This is a genomic window from Pseudomonas sp. R151218B TE3479 (genome assembly GCF_053629195.1).
This window is the reverse complement of the sequence record NZ_JBRJHV010000001.1, coordinates 5,050,521-5,067,815: the sequence shown is the minus strand read 5'-3', so window position 1 is coordinate 5,067,815 and position 17,295 is coordinate 5,050,521. Positions and strand designations below refer to the sequence as shown.

At 62.0% G+C, this 17,295-nt stretch carries 15 protein-coding genes; 13 read left to right on the top strand and 2 right to left on the bottom strand.

Annotation, left to right across the window (positions count from 1 at the left end; genetic code table 11):
- Positions 1 to 91: 91 nt before the first annotated feature.
- Together AB7M32_RS21665 and AB7M32_RS21660 are read right to left on the bottom strand one after the other, a co-directional pair.
- Positions 92 to 703, bottom strand: coding sequence for a glutathione S-transferase (locus AB7M32_RS21665; protein ID WP_454251307.1), 612 nt, complete (start codon positions 701 to 703; stop codon positions 92 to 94).
- A 29-nt stretch (positions 704 to 732) separates the two neighbouring features.
- Positions 733 to 1,656: a MurR/RpiR family transcriptional regulator gene (locus AB7M32_RS21660; protein ID WP_454251306.1), complete on the bottom strand. Its 924-nt coding sequence runs from the start codon at positions 1,654 to 1,656 to the stop codon at positions 733 to 735.
- 314 nt (positions 1,657 to 1,970) lie between these two features.
- Between AB7M32_RS21660 and AB7M32_RS21655 the strand changes: the two genes are divergently transcribed.
- From AB7M32_RS21655 to AB7M32_RS21595, 13 genes are all read left to right on the top strand, one after another.
- Positions 1,971 to 3,917, top strand: coding sequence for a bifunctional 5-dehydro-2-deoxygluconokinase/5-dehydro-2-deoxyphosphogluconate aldolase (locus AB7M32_RS21655; RefSeq protein ID WP_454251305.1), 1,947 nt, complete (start codon positions 1,971 to 1,973; stop codon positions 3,915 to 3,917).
- Between the two features lie 150 nt (positions 3,918 to 4,067).
- Positions 4,068 to 4,961, top strand: coding sequence for a myo-inosose-2 dehydratase (gene iolE / locus AB7M32_RS21650; RefSeq protein WP_454251304.1), 894 nt, complete (start codon positions 4,068 to 4,070; stop codon positions 4,959 to 4,961).
- The gene (iolB, locus tag AB7M32_RS21645) at positions 4,958 to 5,767 is read left to right on the top strand and encodes a 5-deoxy-glucuronate isomerase (RefSeq protein WP_454251303.1); all 810 of its coding nucleotides are present in this window, start codon (positions 4,958 to 4,960) and stop codon (positions 5,765 to 5,767) included. The genes iolE and iolB overlap by 4 nt, the downstream gene beginning before the upstream one ends.
- Positions 5,768 to 5,797: 30 nt before the next feature.
- Positions 5,798 to 7,300, top strand: coding sequence for a CoA-acylating methylmalonate-semialdehyde dehydrogenase (locus AB7M32_RS21640; RefSeq protein WP_454251302.1), 1,503 nt, complete (start codon positions 5,798 to 5,800; stop codon positions 7,298 to 7,300).
- A gap of 33 nt (positions 7,301 to 7,333) precedes the next feature.
- A complete protein-coding gene (locus AB7M32_RS21635; protein WP_454251301.1) occupies positions 7,334 to 8,155 on the top strand; it encodes a TIM barrel protein in 822 nt (273 codons plus the stop codon).
- A 150-nt stretch (positions 8,156 to 8,305) separates the two neighbouring features.
- Positions 8,306 to 10,237, top strand: a complete 1,932-nt coding sequence (gene iolD, locus AB7M32_RS21630; RefSeq protein WP_454251300.1) for a 3D-(3,5/4)-trihydroxycyclohexane-1,2-dione acylhydrolase (decyclizing) — start codon at positions 8,306 to 8,308, stop codon at positions 10,235 to 10,237.
- 29 nt (positions 10,238 to 10,266) lie between these two features.
- Positions 10,267 to 11,277: a Gfo/Idh/MocA family protein gene (locus tag AB7M32_RS21625; protein ID WP_454251299.1), complete on the top strand. Its 1,011-nt coding sequence runs from the start codon at positions 10,267 to 10,269 to the stop codon at positions 11,275 to 11,277.
- A gap of 158 nt (positions 11,278 to 11,435) precedes the next feature.
- Complete coding sequence (locus AB7M32_RS21620) at positions 11,436 to 12,488, top strand: Gfo/Idh/MocA family protein (RefSeq protein WP_454251298.1); 1,053 nt, start codon at positions 11,436 to 11,438, stop codon at positions 12,486 to 12,488.
- A gap of 142 nt (positions 12,489 to 12,630) precedes the next feature.
- Complete coding sequence (locus AB7M32_RS21615; protein WP_170842345.1) at positions 12,631 to 12,783, top strand: hypothetical protein; 153 nt, start codon at positions 12,631 to 12,633, stop codon at positions 12,781 to 12,783.
- A gap of 51 nt (positions 12,784 to 12,834) precedes the next feature.
- Positions 12,835 to 13,761, top strand: a complete 927-nt coding sequence (locus tag AB7M32_RS21610; protein WP_072404899.1) for a sugar ABC transporter substrate-binding protein — start codon at positions 12,835 to 12,837, stop codon at positions 13,759 to 13,761.
- A 74-nt stretch (positions 13,762 to 13,835) separates the two neighbouring features.
- Complete coding sequence (locus AB7M32_RS21605; protein ID WP_072404897.1) at positions 13,836 to 15,389, top strand: sugar ABC transporter ATP-binding protein; 1,554 nt, start codon at positions 13,836 to 13,838, stop codon at positions 15,387 to 15,389.
- 148 nt (positions 15,390 to 15,537) lie between these two features.
- A complete protein-coding gene (locus tag AB7M32_RS21600) occupies positions 15,538 to 16,560 on the top strand; it encodes an ABC transporter permease (protein WP_072404895.1) in 1,023 nt (340 codons plus the stop codon).
- 327 nt (positions 16,561 to 16,887) lie between these two features.
- Positions 16,888 to 17,292 carry a TraR/DksA family transcriptional regulator gene (locus AB7M32_RS21595; RefSeq protein WP_003202859.1) on the top strand — a complete coding sequence of 135 codons (405 nt, stop codon included), beginning with the start codon at positions 16,888 to 16,890 and terminating at the stop codon, positions 17,290 to 17,292.
- Positions 17,293 to 17,295 lie beyond the last annotated feature (3 nt).

Below are 17,295 nucleotides of genomic sequence, written 5' to 3'. Positions count from 1 at the left end.
TCAGGTCAGTCAGTATCCATGTTGACTGGTACACCGCTATCGCGAGCAAGCTCGCTCCCACAGGGATCCAGGGTGAATCGGAACCCTGCGCTTATTCCATCGGGGTGCTGACAAACGCCTCCAACCCTTCGGCATAGGCGGTGAACGCGCTGATCGATGGGAATGACTTGCCCTGCACCTGGTCCGGCACCACCAGGTTGGTGAAGCTCCAGGCCACTGCCACGGTGATACCCGCCTGATCGAGTGTGCCATCGGTGGCCAGGGGCTGTTTCACCAGTTCCTGTTCGAGCATGCCATAGGCCGCCGTCAACTGGCCTTCCACGCGTTCGACCCAAGGGGCGTGTTGGATTTCTGTCGGCCGTAGGTTGCGTTCGTAGTAGATCTGCACCGACTTCTCGCACGCCGCCAGAGCCAGGCCGATCAAGCGCAGTGTGCGCAGCCGTTGCCCACTGTCGACCGGCATCAGGCTTTTGCCCGGCGCGGCCAAGGCCTCGAGGTAGTCGATGATCAACGTGGAGTCCATCAGCACGTTGCCATCGTCCAGCACCAGGGTCGGGGCCTTGACCACCGGGTTGATGCGCTGGAACTGTTCGAAATGCCGAAACACCGAAACGGACTCGTGTTCCAGGGCAACCCCCAGGCACTTGGCGGAAATGGCGACGCGTCGCACGTAGGGCGAGTCCAGCATGCCGATCAGTTTCATGACGTCTCCTTGAGAAAATCTTGCGGGCGTTAATCCTCGAACCCGACCTGTTCATGGATTTCATCGACCTTGAGTTCCAGGCGGTAAGCCACGGCGATGAACAACGCTTGGCACAGGCACAACGTGGCGCTCAACGAACGAAAGGCGAACGAACTGCCTTCGTTCACCAGCAACACGGCGTTGGCCCGCTTGGCCAGGGGCGAGAGGTTGCTGTCGGTGATGATCAGGGTCTTGGCCTGATGATGCTGGGCAATGCGCAGGCAGTGCTGGGTTTCCTTGCCGTAGGGCGTAAAGCTGATGGCGATGACCAGGTCGTTGGCCCGCACACTGCGCATCTGCTCGCGGTAGCTGCCCCCCAGGCCGGACACCAGATGAATGCGTTTGTTGGTGTGTTGCAGGTTGTAGACCAGGTAATCGGCGACCGCGAACGAGCGGCGCACGCCCACCACATAGATGTTGTCGGCGTTGACCACCAGGTCCACGGCCTTTTCGAACGCCTGGTCGTCCAGCTCCAACCCCAGGCGCTCGATGCCCGACAGGGTCGCATTGACGCACTCGCGGGCCAGGTCGCCGCCGCTGGCTTTCTGCGATTTGTTGGCGATCATGCTGCGGATGCGCTGCTGATAGTTCTGCACCGGCGTGGTCTTGTGGGTGTAGGCCTCGCGGAACAACGCCTGCATTTCGCTGAACCCGCTGAAGCCGAAGCGCTGGGAAAACCTGACGATGGCCGAAGGGTGCACTTCGCATTCCCGGGCAATGTCGCTGATGCGGTCGACCATGATCCGGTCGCTCTGCTGGCTCATGTAGCTGGCGATGCGTTTGAGCTGGCGCGGCAGGCTTTCGTATTCGTCGGTGATCAGTTGCAGCAGGCGCTCGGCATTGATCGGTGGGCTCGGGAGGGCAGGTTTGGACGCGCTCTCGGACGGCGCCGGCAGATCATCGGGGCGGGTCATAGAAAATCCTTCTGGCTTGTTCTTATAGGGCGGCCCGAAAAAAGGCCGGCCCTCGACAATAGGTTGGCTGGTCGCAGTCTACAGCGTAGGCGCAGGGAAAATCATGGGCGGACAAATGTTGCAGCAGGTGCTGAAACGATGCACTGCGTCTGGTTTCGCTTTGGTCATAGCGTATTGGAAAAAATATTCCACGTAAAAAATTTATAGAATAATTATTGATTGTTGCGCGCTGCTCGTTTTAGTCTGCATGCACCAACAGCGTTGGCGCCGGTGTCGGCGACAAGCGCAGGCTGATAAAAATAACAGGAGCCAGCATGGGCCAGACTCGTTTTGCCAGTGGGCGTCAATTGGATGTGATCTGCCTGGGACGCCTGGGCGTCGACCTCTACGCGCAGCAAGTCGGCGCGCGCCTGGAAGATGTTTCGAGCTTCGCCAAGTACCTTGGCGGTTCCTCGGCCAACATCGCCTTCGGCACGGCGCGCCTGGGGCTCAGGTCGGCGATGTTGAGCCGGGTTGGCGATGACCACATGGGGCGCTTCCTGGTGGAATCCCTGGCCCGCGAAGACTGCGATGTCAGTGGCATCAAGGTCGATCCCGAACGCCTGACGGCCATGGTCCTGCTGGGGATCAAGGACCGGGAAACCTTTCCCCTGGTGTTCTACCGGGAGAACTGCGCCGACATGGCGCTGCGCGCCGAAGACATCGACGAAACCTTCATTGCTTCCAGCAAGGCGTTGCTGATCACCGGCACGCATTTCTCCACCGACGGCGTCTACAAAGCTAGTATCCAGGCGCTGGACTATGCGCAAAAACATCAGGTCAAGCGGGTCCTCGACATCGATTACCGCCCAGTGCTTTGGGGCCTGGCGGGCAAGGCCGATGGCGAAACGCGGTTTGTGGCCGACCAGAAAGTCAGCCAGCACGTGCAGAGCATTCTGCCGCGCTTTGATCTGATCGTCGGCACCGAAGAAGAATTTCTCATCGCCGGCGGCAGTGAAGACCTGCTGACCGCGCTGCGTACCGTGCGCTCGCTGACGGCGGCGACCCTGGTGGTCAAGCTCGGCCCCCAGGGCTGCACGGTGATCCATGGCGCCATTCCGGCCCGGCTCGAAGACGGCGCCATTTACCCGGGCGTGCGGGTCGAAGTCTTGAATGTACTGGGCGCTGGCGATGCGTTCATGTCCGGATTTCTCGCCGGCTGGCTGGAGGACGCCAGCGACGAACGCTGCTGCCAGTTGGCCAATGCTTGCGGTGGGTTGGTGGTGTCGCGCCATGCCTGCGCCCCGGCAATGCCGACCCGGGCCGAACTCGACTATTTATTCGACAGCCCGGTGCCCATCACCCGGCCGGACCAAGATGTCGTGCTGCAACGGCTGCATCAGGTCAGCGTGCCCCGCAAGACTTGGAAACAGCTGTTCATCTTCGCCTTCGACCATCGCGGACAATTGGTGGAACTGGCCCAGAAGGGCGGTCGCGAGTTGAGCAGCATCGGCGAACTCAAGCAATTGTTCATTCAGGCGGTGGCGCGGGTCGAAGCCGACCTGCGGCACCAGGGCATCGAGGCTGACGTCGGTCTGCTGGCCGACCAGCGCTTCGGCCAGGATTCGCTGAACGCTGCCACCGGCCGCGGCTGGTGGGTGGCGAGGCCGGTGGAAGTGCAGGGTTCGCGGCCACTGGCCTTCGAACACGGGCGCTCGATTGGCAGCAACCTGATCGCCTGGCCACAGGAGCAGATCATCAAGTGCCTGGTGCAATTTCACCCTGACGACGAACCGCTGCTGCGCCTGGAGCAGGAGGCGCAATTGATGGGGTTGTACAAGGCCTCCCAGGCCAGCGGCCATGAATTGCTGCTGGAAGTCATTCCACCCAAGGATCATCCATCACCGCACCCGGACGTGCTCTATCGCGCCCTCAAGCGCCTCTACAACCTGGGCATCTTTCCGGCGTGGTGGAAGATCGAAGCCCAGGGCGCGGATGAATGGCAGCAGCTCGATGAGCTGATCCAACAGCGCGACCCGTATTGCCGTGGCGTGGTGCTGCTGGGCCTCAACGCCCCGGCCGCCGCCTTGGCCGAAGGGTTTCGCCAAGCCAGAAAGAGCACCACCTGCCGCGGTTTCGCCGTGGGCCGCACGATCTTCCAGGAACCGAGCCGGGCCTGGCTGGCCGGGGAAATCGATGATGAAACGCTGATCCAACAGGTGCAGGGCCGGTTTGTGGAGTTGATCGATGCCTGGCGTGCTGCGCGAAGTCAGACATTGTGAATACTGAACCTGTGGGAGCGAGCTTGCTCGCGATAGCGGACTGACAGTTGACAACCAGTCGCCTGACCCACCGCTATCGCGAGCAAGCTCGCTCCCACAGGGTTCATTGCCGTCTTCAATGGTTATGAAAAAACAATAAAAGGTGCAGCCATGCCCGCTATTCGAATTGGCATCAACCCGATTTCCTGGAGCAACGACGACTTGCCATCGTTGGGCGGCGAGACGCCGTTGAGTACGGCGCTGAGTGAAGGCAAAGCCATCGGCTACGAAGGCTTCGAACTCAACGGCAAGTTTCCCAAGGACGCCAAGGGCGTCGGCGATGTGCTGCGGCCGTACGACCTGGCGCTGGTCTCCGGCTGGTATTCCAGTCGCCTGGCCCGGCGCTCGGCGGCCGAAGAAATCGACGCCATCGCCAGCCACGTCGAGCTGTTGGCGCACAATGGCGCCAACGTGCTGGTCTACGGCGAGGTCGCCGATTCCATTCAAGGCCAACGCATTCCATTGGTCGAGCGGCCCCGTTTTCACACCGATGCGGCCTGGCAAGCCTACGCCGAAAAACTCACCGAACTGGCGCGTTTCACCTTGTCCCAAGGCGTGCGCCTGGCCTATCACCACCACATGGGTGCCTATGTCGAGTCGCCCGCGGACATCGACAAATTGATGGCCCTGACCGGCAGCGAAGTGGGTCTGTTGTTCGATTCGGGTCACTGCTACATGGGCGGTGGCGAACCGTTGCAGGTGTTGCGCAAGCACATCGAACGCATCTGCCATGTGCACTTCAAGGACGTGCGCAAACCGGTGGTGCAACTGGCCCGCAATAACCTCTGGAGCTTCCCCGACTGCATCATCAACGGCACCTTCACGGTGCCGGGGGATGGCGATATCGACTTCGCCGCGTTGCTCGATGTGCTGCTGGCCGCCGACTACCAAGGCTGGCTGGTGGTGGAAGCCGAGCAGGACCCCGCCGTAGCACCGAGTTATGCCTACGCCAAGAAAGGCTACGACACCCTGCGCGCCTTGCTGCAAGAAAGGAGTCCGTCATGAGCCTGTTGATCAAGAGCCATTCCAGCGGCCGAACCATGGTCCAGTTGCCGGCGGGTGAGCTGGAATACGTCGGCTTCGCCGCCTACCGCCTGAGCCTGGGTGAAACCCTGCCGGTGGCCGCTGGCGACAAGGAGCTGTGCCTGGTGCTGCTCAGCGGGCGCATCAGCCTCAAGGGCGAAGCGCCGGGGCAGGGCGCCTTCGATTGGGACAACCTTGGAGATCGCCAGTCGGTGTTCGAGGACAAGTCACCTTATGCCGCTTACCTGCCACCGGGCAGCCAGGCCCAGGTGACCGCCCTCAGCGATGTGCAGGTGGCGGTGTGTGCCGCGCCGGGTTCGGCCCAAAACGAATACGGTCCGCGATTGATCCGGCCCGACAGCATGAAGCGCAGCGTGCGGGGCAAAGGCGCCAACACCCGCTATGTCTGCGACATCCTGCCCGACAGCGAGCCGGCCCACTCACTGCTGGTGGTGGAAGTGCGCACGCCGTCGGGGCACTCCTCGAGTTACCCGCCGCACAAACACGACACCGATGACCTGCCGCACCAGAGCTTCCTGGAGGAAACCTATTACCACCAGGTCAACCCGTCCCAGGGCTTCGTGTTCCAGCGGGTCTACACCGATGACCGCAGCATCGACCAGGCCATGGCGGTGGAGAACAGCGACCTGGTGGTGGTGCCCAAGGGTTACCACCCGGTCAGCGTGCCCTATGGGTACGAGTCGTACTACCTGAACGTCATGGCCGGCCCGAAGCGGGTCTGGCAGTTCCATAACGACCCGCAGCACAGTTGGCTGCTCGACCTCTGAATGCCACACCTTCCATGGAGAACAAGAACAATGAGTGACGCCCCGGTAGTAGGCCATTACATCAACGGTCGAGTGCAAAATAGCGACAGCGCGCGTTTGAGCAATGTCTTCAACCCGGCCACCGGTGCGGTGCAGGCCCGGGTGGCCCTGGCTGAACCGGGTATTGTCGATGCGGCGGTGGCCTCGGCGCTGGCGGCATTTCCGGCCTGGTCCGAGCAGTCGTCCTTGCGTCGCTCGCGGGTGATGTTCAAGTTCAAGGAATTGCTCGATCGTCACCACGACGAACTGGCGCAGATCATCAGCCGTGAACACGGCAAGGTGCTGTCCGACGCCCACGGTGAAGTCACCCGCGGCATCGAGATCGTCGAGTACGCCTGCGGTGCACCGAACCTGCTCAAGACCGATTTCAGCGACAACATCGGTGGCGGCATCGACAACTGGAACCTGCGCCAGCCCCTGGGCGTATGCGCCGGGGTCACGCCGTTCAATTTCCCGGTGATGGTGCCGCTGTGGATGATTCCCCTGGCGCTGGTTGCCGGTAACTGCTTCATCCTCAAGCCTTCGGAGCGTGATCCGTCCGCCAGTTTGCTGATGGCCCGCTTGCTGACGGAAGCCGGCCTGCCGGATGGCGTGTTCAACGTCGTCCAAGGCGACAAGGTGGCGGTGGATGCGCTGTTGCAGCACCCGGACATCGAAGCGATCTCCTTTGTCGGTTCCACGCCCATCGCTGAGTACATCCACCAACAGGGCACGGCCCACGGCAAGCGCGTCCAGGCCCTGGGCGGGGCGAAGAACCACATGATCGTCATGCCCGATGCCGACCTCGACCAGGCGGCGGATGCGTTGATCGGTGCGGCCTACGGCTCGGCCGGCGAACGCTGCATGGCAATTTCCATCGCCGTGGCGGTGGGTGATGTGGGGGATGAATTGATTGCCAGATTGTTGCCCCGCATAGATCAACTGAAGATCGGCGACGGCCAGCAGCCCGGTACCGACATGGGGCCGCTGGTCACCGCCGAACACAAGGCCAAGGTGGAAGGTTTCATCGACGCCGGCGTGGCCGAGGGCGCCCGACTGATCGTCGATGGCCGTGGCTTCAAGGTGCCGGGGGCCGAGCAGGGGTTCTTTGTCGGTGCGACGCTGTTCGACCAGGTTACCGCCGAGATGAGCATCTACCAGCAAGAGATTTTCGGGCCGGTGCTGGGGATTGTCCGTGTGCCGGACTTCGCCACGGCGGTGGCGCTGATCAACGCCCATGAGTTCGGCAACGGCGTGTCGTGTTTCACCCGTGACGGCGGCATCGCCCGGGCGTTTGCCCGCAGCATCAAGGTCGGCATGGTGGGGATTAATGTGCCGATTCCGGTGCCCATGGCCTGGCACTCCTTCGGTGGCTGGAAACGCTCGCTGTTCGGCGATCACCATGCCTACGGCGAAGAAGGCCTGCGCTTCTACAGCCGCTACAAAAGCGTGATGCAGCGCTGGCCCGACAGCATCGCCAAGGGGCCTGAATTCAGCATGCCGACTGCTCAATAATCCGTTTTTTACAGTGCCGGAGGGAGAACAACAATGAATAAGCCCCTGCGTTTTGCCTTGAATCGAATGGTTGCCCCGCGCCTGTCACTGCCCGAATTCATCGACCTGGCCCTGGCGTTGAAAACCGATGCCATCGAGATCCGCAACGATCTGAAGGGTGCCGAGATCGAAGACGGCATGCCGCCCGGCCGTGTGCGTGAGTTGTGTGAGGAAAGGGGCATCAAGGTGCTGTCGATCAATGCCCTTTACCCTTTCGACGTGTGGAACGAGGAGCGTCGTGCCCAGGCCGTGCGGCTGGCCGATTACGCCCGTGAATGCGGCGCCGAGGGGCTGGTGGTGTGCCCGCTCAACGACCGCGCCGACCCGCGCAGCGAGGCTGAACGGGCGGCGGGGCTGCGTACCGCCCTCAGTGAACTGGCGCCGATCCTGCGCGCCTTCGGCATCTACGGTTTCATCGAGCCTCTGGGTTTCGAAGAGTGCTCGTTGCGGCGCAAGCGCACGGCAGTGGAGGCGATCCAGGCCATCGGCGGGCTGGATGTGTTCCGCCTGGTGCACGACACCTTTCACCATCATCTGGCGGGGGAGCAGGAGTGCTTTCCCGAACTGACCGGGCTGGTGCACATCTCCGGGGTCGAAGATGCCCAGGCGCCCTTGACGACCATTCGCGATGGCCATCGGGTGCTGGTAGGCGCGGCTGACATTCTCGGCAATGCCGGGCAGATCGAGGCGTTGCGGGTCGGCGGGTACGAGGGCTACCTGTCCTTCGAACCGTTCGCCGAGAGCGTCCATGAACTGGCAGATATCCGCCAGGCGCTGGGGGCGAGTATGAATCACCTGCGCAATCCCCGGGCCTGACACAACTATTGTCTTGATGAAGAACCCTTGTGGGAGCGAGCTTGCTCGCGATGGCGGCAGCACTTTCAACCGATAAGTCGCCTGAAATATCGCTATCGCGAGCAAGCTCGCTCCCACAGTTGATCGAGTTGCGTTTGAAAAGGTGCAAGCATGACCACAACACGACTGACCATGGCCCAGGCCCTGGTGAAATTCCTCGATAACCAATACATCGAGGTCGATGGCGTCCAGAGCAAGTTCGTCGCCGGGGTCTTTACCATTTTCGGCCACGGCAACGTGCTGGGCCTGGGCCAGGCGCTGGAGCAGGACAGCGGCGACCTGGTGGTTCATCAGGGCCGCAACGAACAGGGCATGGCCCTCGCGGCCATCGGTTTTGCCAAGCAGCACCTGCGGCGCAAGATCTACGCTTGCAGCTCGTCGGTCGGCCCTGGCGCGGCGAACATGCTGACCGCCGCGGCCACCGCCACGGCCAATCGCATTCCGTTGCTGCTATTGCCTGGCGATGTCTATGCCAGTCGCCAACCGGACCCGGTGCTGCAGCAGATCGAGCAATTCCACGACCTGAGCATCAGCACCAACGACGCCTTCAAGGCCGTGAGCAAATACTGGGACCGCATCAACCGCCCCGAGCAGTTGATGACTGCGGCGATCCAGGCCATGCGCGTGCTCACCGACCCGGCTGAAACCGGCGCGGTGACCCTGGCGCTGCCCCAGGACGTGCAGGCCGAGGCCTACGATTACCCGGATTACTTCCTGCAAAAACGCGTGCACCGCATCGACCGTCGCCCGGCCACCGAAGCGATGCTCGGCGATGCCCTGGCGCTGCTCAAAGGCAAGCGCAAGCCGTTGATCATCTGTGGCGGCGGCGTGCGGTATTCCGGGGCCAATGCGGCGTTGCAGGCCTTCGCCGAGCGTTTCGACATTCCCTTCGCCGAGACACAGGCTGGCAAGAGTGCCGTGGTGTCGAGCCATCCGTTGAACGTCGGTGGCGTCGGCGAGACCGGCTGCCTGGCGGCGAACCTGCTGGCCAAGGACGCCGATCTGGTCATAGGCATCGGGACGCGCTACAGCGACTTCACCACCGGCTCCAAATGGTTGTTCCAGCACCCGGACGTACAGTTCCTCAATCTCAATATCAGCCCCTGCGACGCCCTGAAGCTCGACGGTGTGCAGTTATTGGCCGACGCCCGCTCAGGCCTGCAGGCGCTGTCTGCGGCAATGGGCGACTACCGCGCCGAGTGGGGCGGGCAGATAGCCGATGCCAAGGCTCGCTTGGACGCCGAGGTGAACCGCGTCTACCAGGCCGATTACTGCGTCGAGGAGTTTCTTCCGGAAATCGACGACCACATGGATCCGGCGGTGTTTCGCGAATTCATCGAACTCACCGGTTCCTGCCTGACCCAGAGCCGCGTGCTGGGCACCCTCAACGAAACCCTGGCCGACGATGCGATTATCGTCGCCGCCGCCGGCAGCTTGCCCGGCGACTTGCAGCGCGCCTGGCGCAGCAAGGGCGTGAACACCTATCACGTCGAGTACGGCTATTCGTGCATGGGCTATGAGGTGAATGCGGCCTTGGGCGTGAAACTCGCCGAGCCCGACAAAGAGGTGTACGCCCTGGTGGGCGATGGCTCCTACATGATGCTGCACTCGGAACTGGCGACCTCGATCCAGGAGCGACGCAAGATCAACGTGGTGCTGTTGGACAACATGGCCTTCGGCTGCATCAACAACTTGCAGATGGGAAATGGCATGGACAGCTTCGGCACCGAGTTTCGTTTCCGCAACCCGGACACCGGCAAGCTCGACGGCGCCTTCGTGCCGGTGGACTTCGCCATGAGTGCCGCGGCTTATGGCTGCAAGACCTACAAGGTGACGACTCTGGAAGAACTGCGCGCGGCCCTGGCGGATGTGCGGCGCCAGACGGTCTCTACCTTGATCGACATCAAGGTCCTGCCCAAGACCATGATTCACAGCTACCTGTCGTGGTGGCGGGTGGGCGTGGCGCAAGTCTCCACCAGTGCCCGCACCGATGCCGTCGCCAAAGCCCTCAATGAACGACTGGCCCAGGCCCGTCAGTATTAATTGCCCCACCCCTACGAAAGGAGTTCTACATGTCTTTGAAGCTGGGCGTCATCGGCACCGGGGCCATCGGCCAGGACCATATCCGTCGTTGCAGCCAGACCTTGCTCAACAGCCAGGTGGTGGCAGTGACCGACATCAACCTCGCCCAGGCGGCGAAGGTGGTGGCCGATTTGAAACTGACCGCCGAGGTGTATCCCGACGGTCATGCGTTGATCAAGGCGCCGGACGTGGAGGCGATCCTCGTCACCTCCTGGGGCCCGAGCCATGAAGAATTCGTACTGGCGGCGATTGCGGCGGGCAAACCGGTGTTCTGCGAAAAGCCCCTGGCGGTCACGGCCGAAGGCTGCCGCAAGATCGTCGACGCCGAAGTGGCCTATGGCAAGCGCCTGGTGCAAGTCGGTTTCATGCGTCCTTACGATGAAGGCTATCGGGCGCTCAAGGCGGTGATCGACAGCGGCCAGATCGGTGAACCCCTGATGCTGCACTGCGCCCACCGTAACCCGCGCGTGGGCGAGAACTACAAGACCGACATGGCGATCACCGATACCCTGATCCACGAGCTGGATGTATTGCGCTGGTTGCTGGCCGATGACTACGTGTCGGTGCAGGTGGTGTTCCCACGCAAGACCAGCAAGGCCCTGGCGCACTTGCGGGACCCGCAGATCGTCCTGTTGGAAACCGCCCGGGGCACGCGCATCGACGTCGAGGTGTTCGTCAATTGCCAGTACGGCTATGACATCCAGTGCGAAGTGGTGGGGGAGACCGGCATCGCCAAGCTGCCGGAGCCGTCCCAAGTGCAACTGCGCAGCGGCGCCAAGCTGTCCAATGCGATCCTGATGGATTGGAAGGACCGCTTCATCGCCGCTTATGACGTCGAATTGCAGGCCTTCATCGATGGCGTGCGCGCCGGACAAGTGGGCGGGCCCTCGGCCTGGGACGGGTTTGCGGCGGCGGTGGCGGCGGATGCCTGTATCGAAGCGCAGCAGAGTGGGCAGATCGTCAAGGTCGACCTGCCCGAGCGCCCGCGTTTCTACGGCTAATCCCAAGCCCCCTGTGGGTATGCAGTCAAAGGGTGGGAGCGAGCTTGCTCGCGATAGCGGTGGGGCAGTCAACCTGATGCAGGCTGATCCGCCGCCATCGCGAGCGAGCTCGCTCCCACAGGGGTTGGTGTTTATCCAATGACTTTCAAGGAGCTTTCATGCGAATCGGACTAGTCGGCTACGGCAAGGGTGGGCGGTTCTTTCACGCGCCGCTGATCAGCAGTCTGCCGGGGGCTACGTTCGTCGGCGTGGTGACCCGGTCCGCCGAGCGCCGCCAACAATTGGCCAGCGATCACCCGCAGGCCCAGGCCTTCGATACCCTCGAACAATTGGTGGCGGCCGGCGTCGATGCAGTGGTGGTGTCCACGCCTTTGGACGGTCGCCCGGCCATTGTGATGCACGCCATCGAACTCGGCGTGGCGGTGGTCAGCGACAAACCGTTCGCCCCTGACGCCGCCCAGGCCGAGGCGATGGTGCTGGCCGCCGAGCGTCGCAACGTGCCTTTGAGCGTGTACCAGAACCGCCGCTGGGATTCGGATTTCCTGACCCTGCGCAAACTATTGGCCTCCGGGGCTCTCGGGCAAGTCATTCGTTTTGAGTCGAGTGTCGAACGTTATTCGCCAACCTCGGTAGGCAAAGGCAGCGGTGGTGGGTTCCTGCGGGATTTGGGCAGCCACTTGGTGGACCAGGCGCTGCAACTGTTCGGGCCGGTGGTGCGGGTCTACGCCGAGCTGGACTACCGGCAGCCGGACCAGGTGTTCGACAACGGCTTCTTCATGTCCTTGACCCATGCCAGCGGCGTGATCTCCCACTTGAGCGGTAATTGCGTGCAAAACGCACCGCGCCCGCGCTTTCGGGTCAACGGCACCCAGGGCTGCTACACCGTCGACGGCCTGGACGGGCAAGAGGCCCAGGCACTGGCCGGCTTGAGTCCGGCGACCGAGGGCGAGCGCTGGGGGGCTGAAGAGCATCGGCGCTGGGGCTGGTTCGAACACGGCACCGAGCGCGAGCGGGTGACCTCGGAGCGTGGCTGTTGGTTGGCGTTCTACCAACACTTGCAAACCGCGTTGCAGGGCGCTGGCCCGCTGCCGGTGGAGGCCCGTGATGCGCTGGCGACCACCCGCATCCTCGACGCCGCCAGGCAGAGTGCCGGGCAGGGTGAAGTGGTGCGGTTGTCCACGCCGGTGGGTCATGGAATAAAAAACGAATAAAATTCTAAAACAGGTTGATATGGAAAATATTTTCCAATAAAGTCGATTCCAGGTTACCGACAATCCTGTTTGTCTTCCGCCAAGCCAGTCTTGAACGGACGACAGACGAAACAAAAACAAGAAACACAGCTAGGTACCGTCGATGAAAACCTTCAGCCGCTCTGCGTTTCACCTGCCACGTCTACTGCGTCTGTCCGCAGTCTTTCCCCTGTTCGAATCCCTGTGTATCCAGCGCAACGGCGCCGTGGTCTGTTGCATGCCCGGCGCGCCCATCGTGCGCTTGCCTCGTTCCTGATCCGCTACGCCTTATCCATAAAACCAACAAAAAAGTGGAGAAAGACCGTTCATGAAGACCAAGACCCGTATCGCCTCGCTGGCCCTGTCGTTGATGCTCACCAGCGGCGCTGCCCTGGCGGACCTGAAGATCGGCGTCAGCATGTCCCAGTTCGATGACACCTGGTTGACCTACCTGCGCGAATCCATGGACAAGAAAGCCAAGTCCCTGCCGGACGGCGTCACCCTGCAGTTCGAAGATGCCCGCAGCGACGTGGTCAAGCAGCTGAGCCAGGTGGAAAGCTTCATCAGCCAGAAGGTCGACGCAATCATCGTCAACCCGGTGGACACCGCCGCGACCCAGCGCATCACCAAGGCCGCCGTGGCCGCCGGTATCCCGCTGGTCTACGTCAATCGCCGTCCCGACGACCTGAAACTGCCGGCAGGCGTGGTCACCGTGGCCTCCGACGACCTGGAAGCCGGGCGCATGCAGATGCAATACCTGGCTGAGAAGATGGGTGGCAAGGGCAACATCGTGATCCTGCTGGGTGACCTGGCCAACAACTCCACCACCAACCGCACCAAGGGCGTCAAGGATGTGCTGGCCAAGTACCCGGGCATCAAGATCGAACAGGAACAGACCGGCACCTGGTTGCGCGACAAAGGCATGACCCTGGTCAACGACTGGCTGACCCAGGGACGCGAGTTCCAGGCGGTGGTGGCCAACAACGACGAGATGGCCATCGGCGCCGCCATGGCCCTCAAGCAAGCGGGCACCGAGAAGGGCAGCGTATTGATTGCCGGGGTCGATGGCACGCCGGATGGCTTGAACGCCATCAAGAAAGGCGAAATGGCGGTCTCGGTGTTCCAGGACGCCAAGGGCCAGGCCGATGGCTCGATCGACACGGCGGTGAAAATGGTCAAGAAGCAGCCGGTCGAGCAGGCCGTCTGGGTGCCGTACCGCCTGATCACGCCGGAAAACGTCGATCAGTTCAAGTGACGTCCAACCCGGTCCCACCACAATAATAAGCAGGCAAGGTTGCAACGCCGACCTTGCCGAGGGAGTACCTGATCATGTTCGCTTCAGCGACTGCTTCGAGCGCCCCGGCCATGACTTTCCAGCCGGATGTATCACTTGATGAGCCGTACCTGCTGGAAGTCGTCAATGTCAGCAAGGGCTTTCCCGGTGTGGTGGCCCTGTCCGATGTTCAACTGCGGGTCCGTCCAGGCTCGGTGCTGGCCCTGATGGGCGAGAACGGTGCGGGCAAATCCACCTTGATGAAGATCATCGCCGGCATCTACCAGCCCGACGCCGGTGAACTGCGCCTGCGTGGCAAACCGGTGAGGTTCGACACGCCGCTTGCGGCGTTGCAGGCCGGCATCGCGATGATCCATCAGGAACTGAACCTGATGCCCCACATGAGCATCGCCGAAAACATCTGGATCGGTCGCGAGCAGCTCAACGGCCTGCACATGGTCGACCATGGCGAGATGCACCGTTGCACCGCCCGGCTGCTGGAACGCCTGCGCATCAAGCTCGATCCCGAGGAGCAGGTGGGCAACCTGAGCATCGCCGAGCGGCAGATGGTGGAGATTGCCAAGGCCGTCTCGTATGACTCCGACATCCTGATCATGGACGAGCCGACCTCGGCCATCACCGAGACCGAAGTCGCCCACCTGTTCTCGATCATTGCCGACCTCAAGTCCCAGGGTAAGGGCATCATCTACATCACCCACAAGATGAACGAAGTGTTCGCCATCGCCGATGAAGTGGCGGTGTTTCGCGACGGCGCCTACATCGGCCTGCAACGGGCCGACAGCATGGATGGCGACAGCTTGATTTCGATGATGGTCGGGCGCGAACTGAGCCAGTTGTTCCCGGTGCGGGAGCAACCCATCGGTGAGTTGGTGCTGTCGGTGCGCGACCTGAGCCTGGACGGCATTTTCAAAGGTGTGTCCTTCGACCTGCATGCCGGGGAGATCCTGGGCATCGCCGGGTTGATGGGCTCGGGCCGGACCAACGTGGCCGAGGCGATTTTCGGCGTGACCCCGAGCACCGGCGGCGAGATCCGGCTGGACGGCCAACCCGTGCGCATCAGCGATCCACACATGGCCATCGAGAAGGGCTTCGCGCTGTTGACCGAGGACCGCAAGCTCAGCGGCCTGTTCCCGTGCCTGTCGGTGCTGGAGAACATGGAGATGGCGGTGCTGCCCCATTACGTCGGCAACGGCTTCATCCAGCAGAAAGCCCTGCGCGCCTTGTGTGAGGACATGTGCAAGAAGCTGCGGGTCAAGACCCCGTCGCTGGAGCAGTGCATCGACACCTTGTCCGGCGGCAACCAGCAGAAAGCGCTGTTGGCGCGCTGGCTGATGACCAATCCGCGCATCCTGATTCTCGACGAGCCGACCCGCGGCATCGATGTTGGCGCCAAGGCCGAGATCTATCGGCTGATTTCCTACCTCGCCAGCGAAGGCATGGCGGTGATCATGATTTCCTCGGAACTGCCGGAAGTATTGGGCATGAGCGACCGGGTCATGGTGATGCACGAAGGTGACCTGATGGGCACCCTCGACCGCAGCGAAGCGACCCAGGAACGAGTGATGCAACTGGCTTCGGGCCTGTCCTGATGCCTAATGGTAGAGAAGTGACATCGAGCAATATTCCCGTGGCGAGGGAGCTTGCTCCCGCTGGGGCGCGAAGCGGCCCTGTTCAAGAGCAACGGCGGCGCCCAGCGGCGACGAGCACCCTGGACAAAGAATAAAAAGGTGAATGGCTATGAACGCAATACTGGAAAACAAACCCGCGGCCGCACCAACCAGGCCCCGGCGGCGTCTGCCGACGGAGTTGAGCATCTTCCTGGTGCTGATCGGTATTGGCCTGGTGTTCGAAATGTTCGGCTGGATCATGCGCGACCAGAGTTTCCTGATGAACTCCCAGCGCCTGGTGTTGATGATCCTGCAAGTCTCGATCATCGGCCTGCTGGCCATCGGCGTGACCCAGGTGATCATCACCACCGGTATCGACTTGTCGTCCGGCTCGGTGCTGGCGTTGTCGGCGATGATCGCCGCCAGCCTGGCCCAGACCTCGGACTTCGCCCGGGCGGTGTTTCCCTCGCTGACGGATTTGCCGGTGTGGATACCGGTGGTGGCGGGGCTCGGGGTAGGGCTGCTGGCCGGGGCGATCAACGGTAGCATCATTGCAATCACCGGCATCCCGCCATTCATTGCCACCCTCGGCATGATGGTCTCGGCCCGTGGCCTGGCGCGCTACTACACCGAAGGCCAGCCGGTGAGCATGTTGTCCGATTCCTACACCGCCATCGGCCATGGCGCCATGCCGGTGATCATCTTCCTGGTGGTGGCGGTGATCTTCCACATCGCCCTGCGCTACACCAAGTACGGCAAGTACACCTACGCCATTGGCGGCAACATGCAGGCGGCGCGGACCTCGGGCATCAACGTCAAGCGTCACCTGGTGATCGTCTACAGCATTGCCGGGTTGCTGGCGGGCTTGGCCGGCGTGGTGGCTTCGGCGCGAGCGGCGACCGGGCAGGCGGGCATGGGCATGTCCTACGAGCTGGACGCGATTGCGGCGGCGGTGATCGGCGGCACCAGCCTGGCGGGCGGGGTGGGACGCATCACCGGGACCGTGATCGGGGCGCTGATTCTCGGGGTGATGGCCAGCGGCTTTACCTTCGTTGGCGTCGATGCCTATATCCAGGACATCATCAAGGGCTTGATCATCGTGGTGGCGGTGGTCATCGACCAGTACCGCAACAAGCGCAAACTCAAACGCTGATCCCCCTGAGGTTGCGACAAAGCGCCACGCCTGACCCGCGTGGCGTTGCCATTTGTCTTCTTAATACAGCTATTGCACCGAATTTCTTGTTATAAACGCACTCCGATGACTGCCAAAAGCCTGTCAGAGAACATTTGAGGGGGTTGTCGGACATTTTCCCTATGTTTTCAGTTGCTGAGGCCTCGACTCGGCCTTAGACTGCCGCCCCTCGTAAATTGAGTGCCGGGTGGCGCTTGGAATAGACGGCGCCTTCCCGATGAGCGTGGCAGCTGCGCTGCGGGACGCTCCATAATTCGCCTTAATGCACGTTTTTTTATAGAGAAATCAATGACAAAGGAAAAGTTGCTGGCCATGCCGGCGGATGACTACATGAATGCCGAGCAGCTGGCTTTCTTCACCAAGCTGTTGCAGAACATGAAGGTCGAAACCCACGAGCGCATCGAACAGAACCGAATCGCCATTGAGAGCCTGGACACCCCGGCCGACCCGGCGGACGCTGCTTCCGTAGAAGAAGAGCGTACCTGGCTGGTCAACGCCATCGATCGCGACCAGCGCATGCTGCCTCAACTGGAGCAGGCCCTGGACCGTATCAACGACGACAGCTTCGGCTGGTGCGACGACAGCGGCGAGCCGATCGGCCTCAAGCGCCTGCTGATCAGCCCGACCACCAAGTACTGCATCGAAGCCCAGGAACGTCACGAACAGATCGACAAGCACCAGCGTCAGGCCTGATTC

Excerpts from the sequence above, each read along its gene's own strand:
- iolD (WP_454251300.1), top strand. The coding sequence starts at position 8,306 with ATGACCACAACACGACTGACCATGGCCCAGGCCCTGGTGAAATTCCTC.
- iolE (WP_454251304.1), top strand. The coding sequence starts at position 4,068 with ATGCCCGCTATTCGAATTGGCATCAACCCGATTTCCTGGAGCAACGAC.
- AB7M32_RS21640 (WP_454251302.1), top strand. The coding sequence starts at position 5,798 with ATGAGTGACGCCCCGGTAGTAGGCCATTACATCAACGGTCGAGTGCAA.
- AB7M32_RS21625 (WP_454251299.1), top strand. The coding sequence starts at position 10,267 with ATGTCTTTGAAGCTGGGCGTCATCGGCACCGGGGCCATCGGCCAGGAC.
- AB7M32_RS21595 (WP_003202859.1), top strand. The coding sequence starts at position 16,888 with ATGACAAAGGAAAAGTTGCTGGCCATGCCGGCGGATGACTACATGAAT.
- AB7M32_RS21620 (WP_454251298.1), top strand. The coding sequence starts at position 11,436 with ATGCGAATCGGACTAGTCGGCTACGGCAAGGGTGGGCGGTTCTTTCAC.
- iolB (WP_454251303.1), top strand. The coding sequence starts at position 4,958 with ATGAGCCTGTTGATCAAGAGCCATTCCAGCGGCCGAACCATGGTCCAG.
- AB7M32_RS21635 (WP_454251301.1), top strand. The coding sequence starts at position 7,334 with ATGAATAAGCCCCTGCGTTTTGCCTTGAATCGAATGGTTGCCCCGCGC.
- AB7M32_RS21600 (WP_072404895.1), top strand. The coding sequence starts at position 15,538 with ATGAACGCAATACTGGAAAACAAACCCGCGGCCGCACCAACCAGGCCC.
- AB7M32_RS21610 (WP_072404899.1), top strand. The coding sequence starts at position 12,835 with ATGAAGACCAAGACCCGTATCGCCTCGCTGGCCCTGTCGTTGATGCTC.
- AB7M32_RS21655 (WP_454251305.1), top strand. The coding sequence starts at position 1,971 with ATGGGCCAGACTCGTTTTGCCAGTGGGCGTCAATTGGATGTGATCTGC.
- AB7M32_RS21605 (WP_072404897.1), top strand. The coding sequence starts at position 13,836 with ATGTTCGCTTCAGCGACTGCTTCGAGCGCCCCGGCCATGACTTTCCAG.
- AB7M32_RS21660 (WP_454251306.1), bottom strand. The coding sequence starts at position 1,656 with ATGACCCGCCCCGATGATCTGCCGGCGCCGTCCGAGAGCGCGTCCAAA.
- AB7M32_RS21615 (WP_170842345.1), top strand. The coding sequence starts at position 12,631 with ATGAAAACCTTCAGCCGCTCTGCGTTTCACCTGCCACGTCTACTGCGT.
- AB7M32_RS21665 (WP_454251307.1), bottom strand. The coding sequence starts at position 703 with ATGAAACTGATCGGCATGCTGGACTCGCCCTACGTGCGACGCGTCGCC.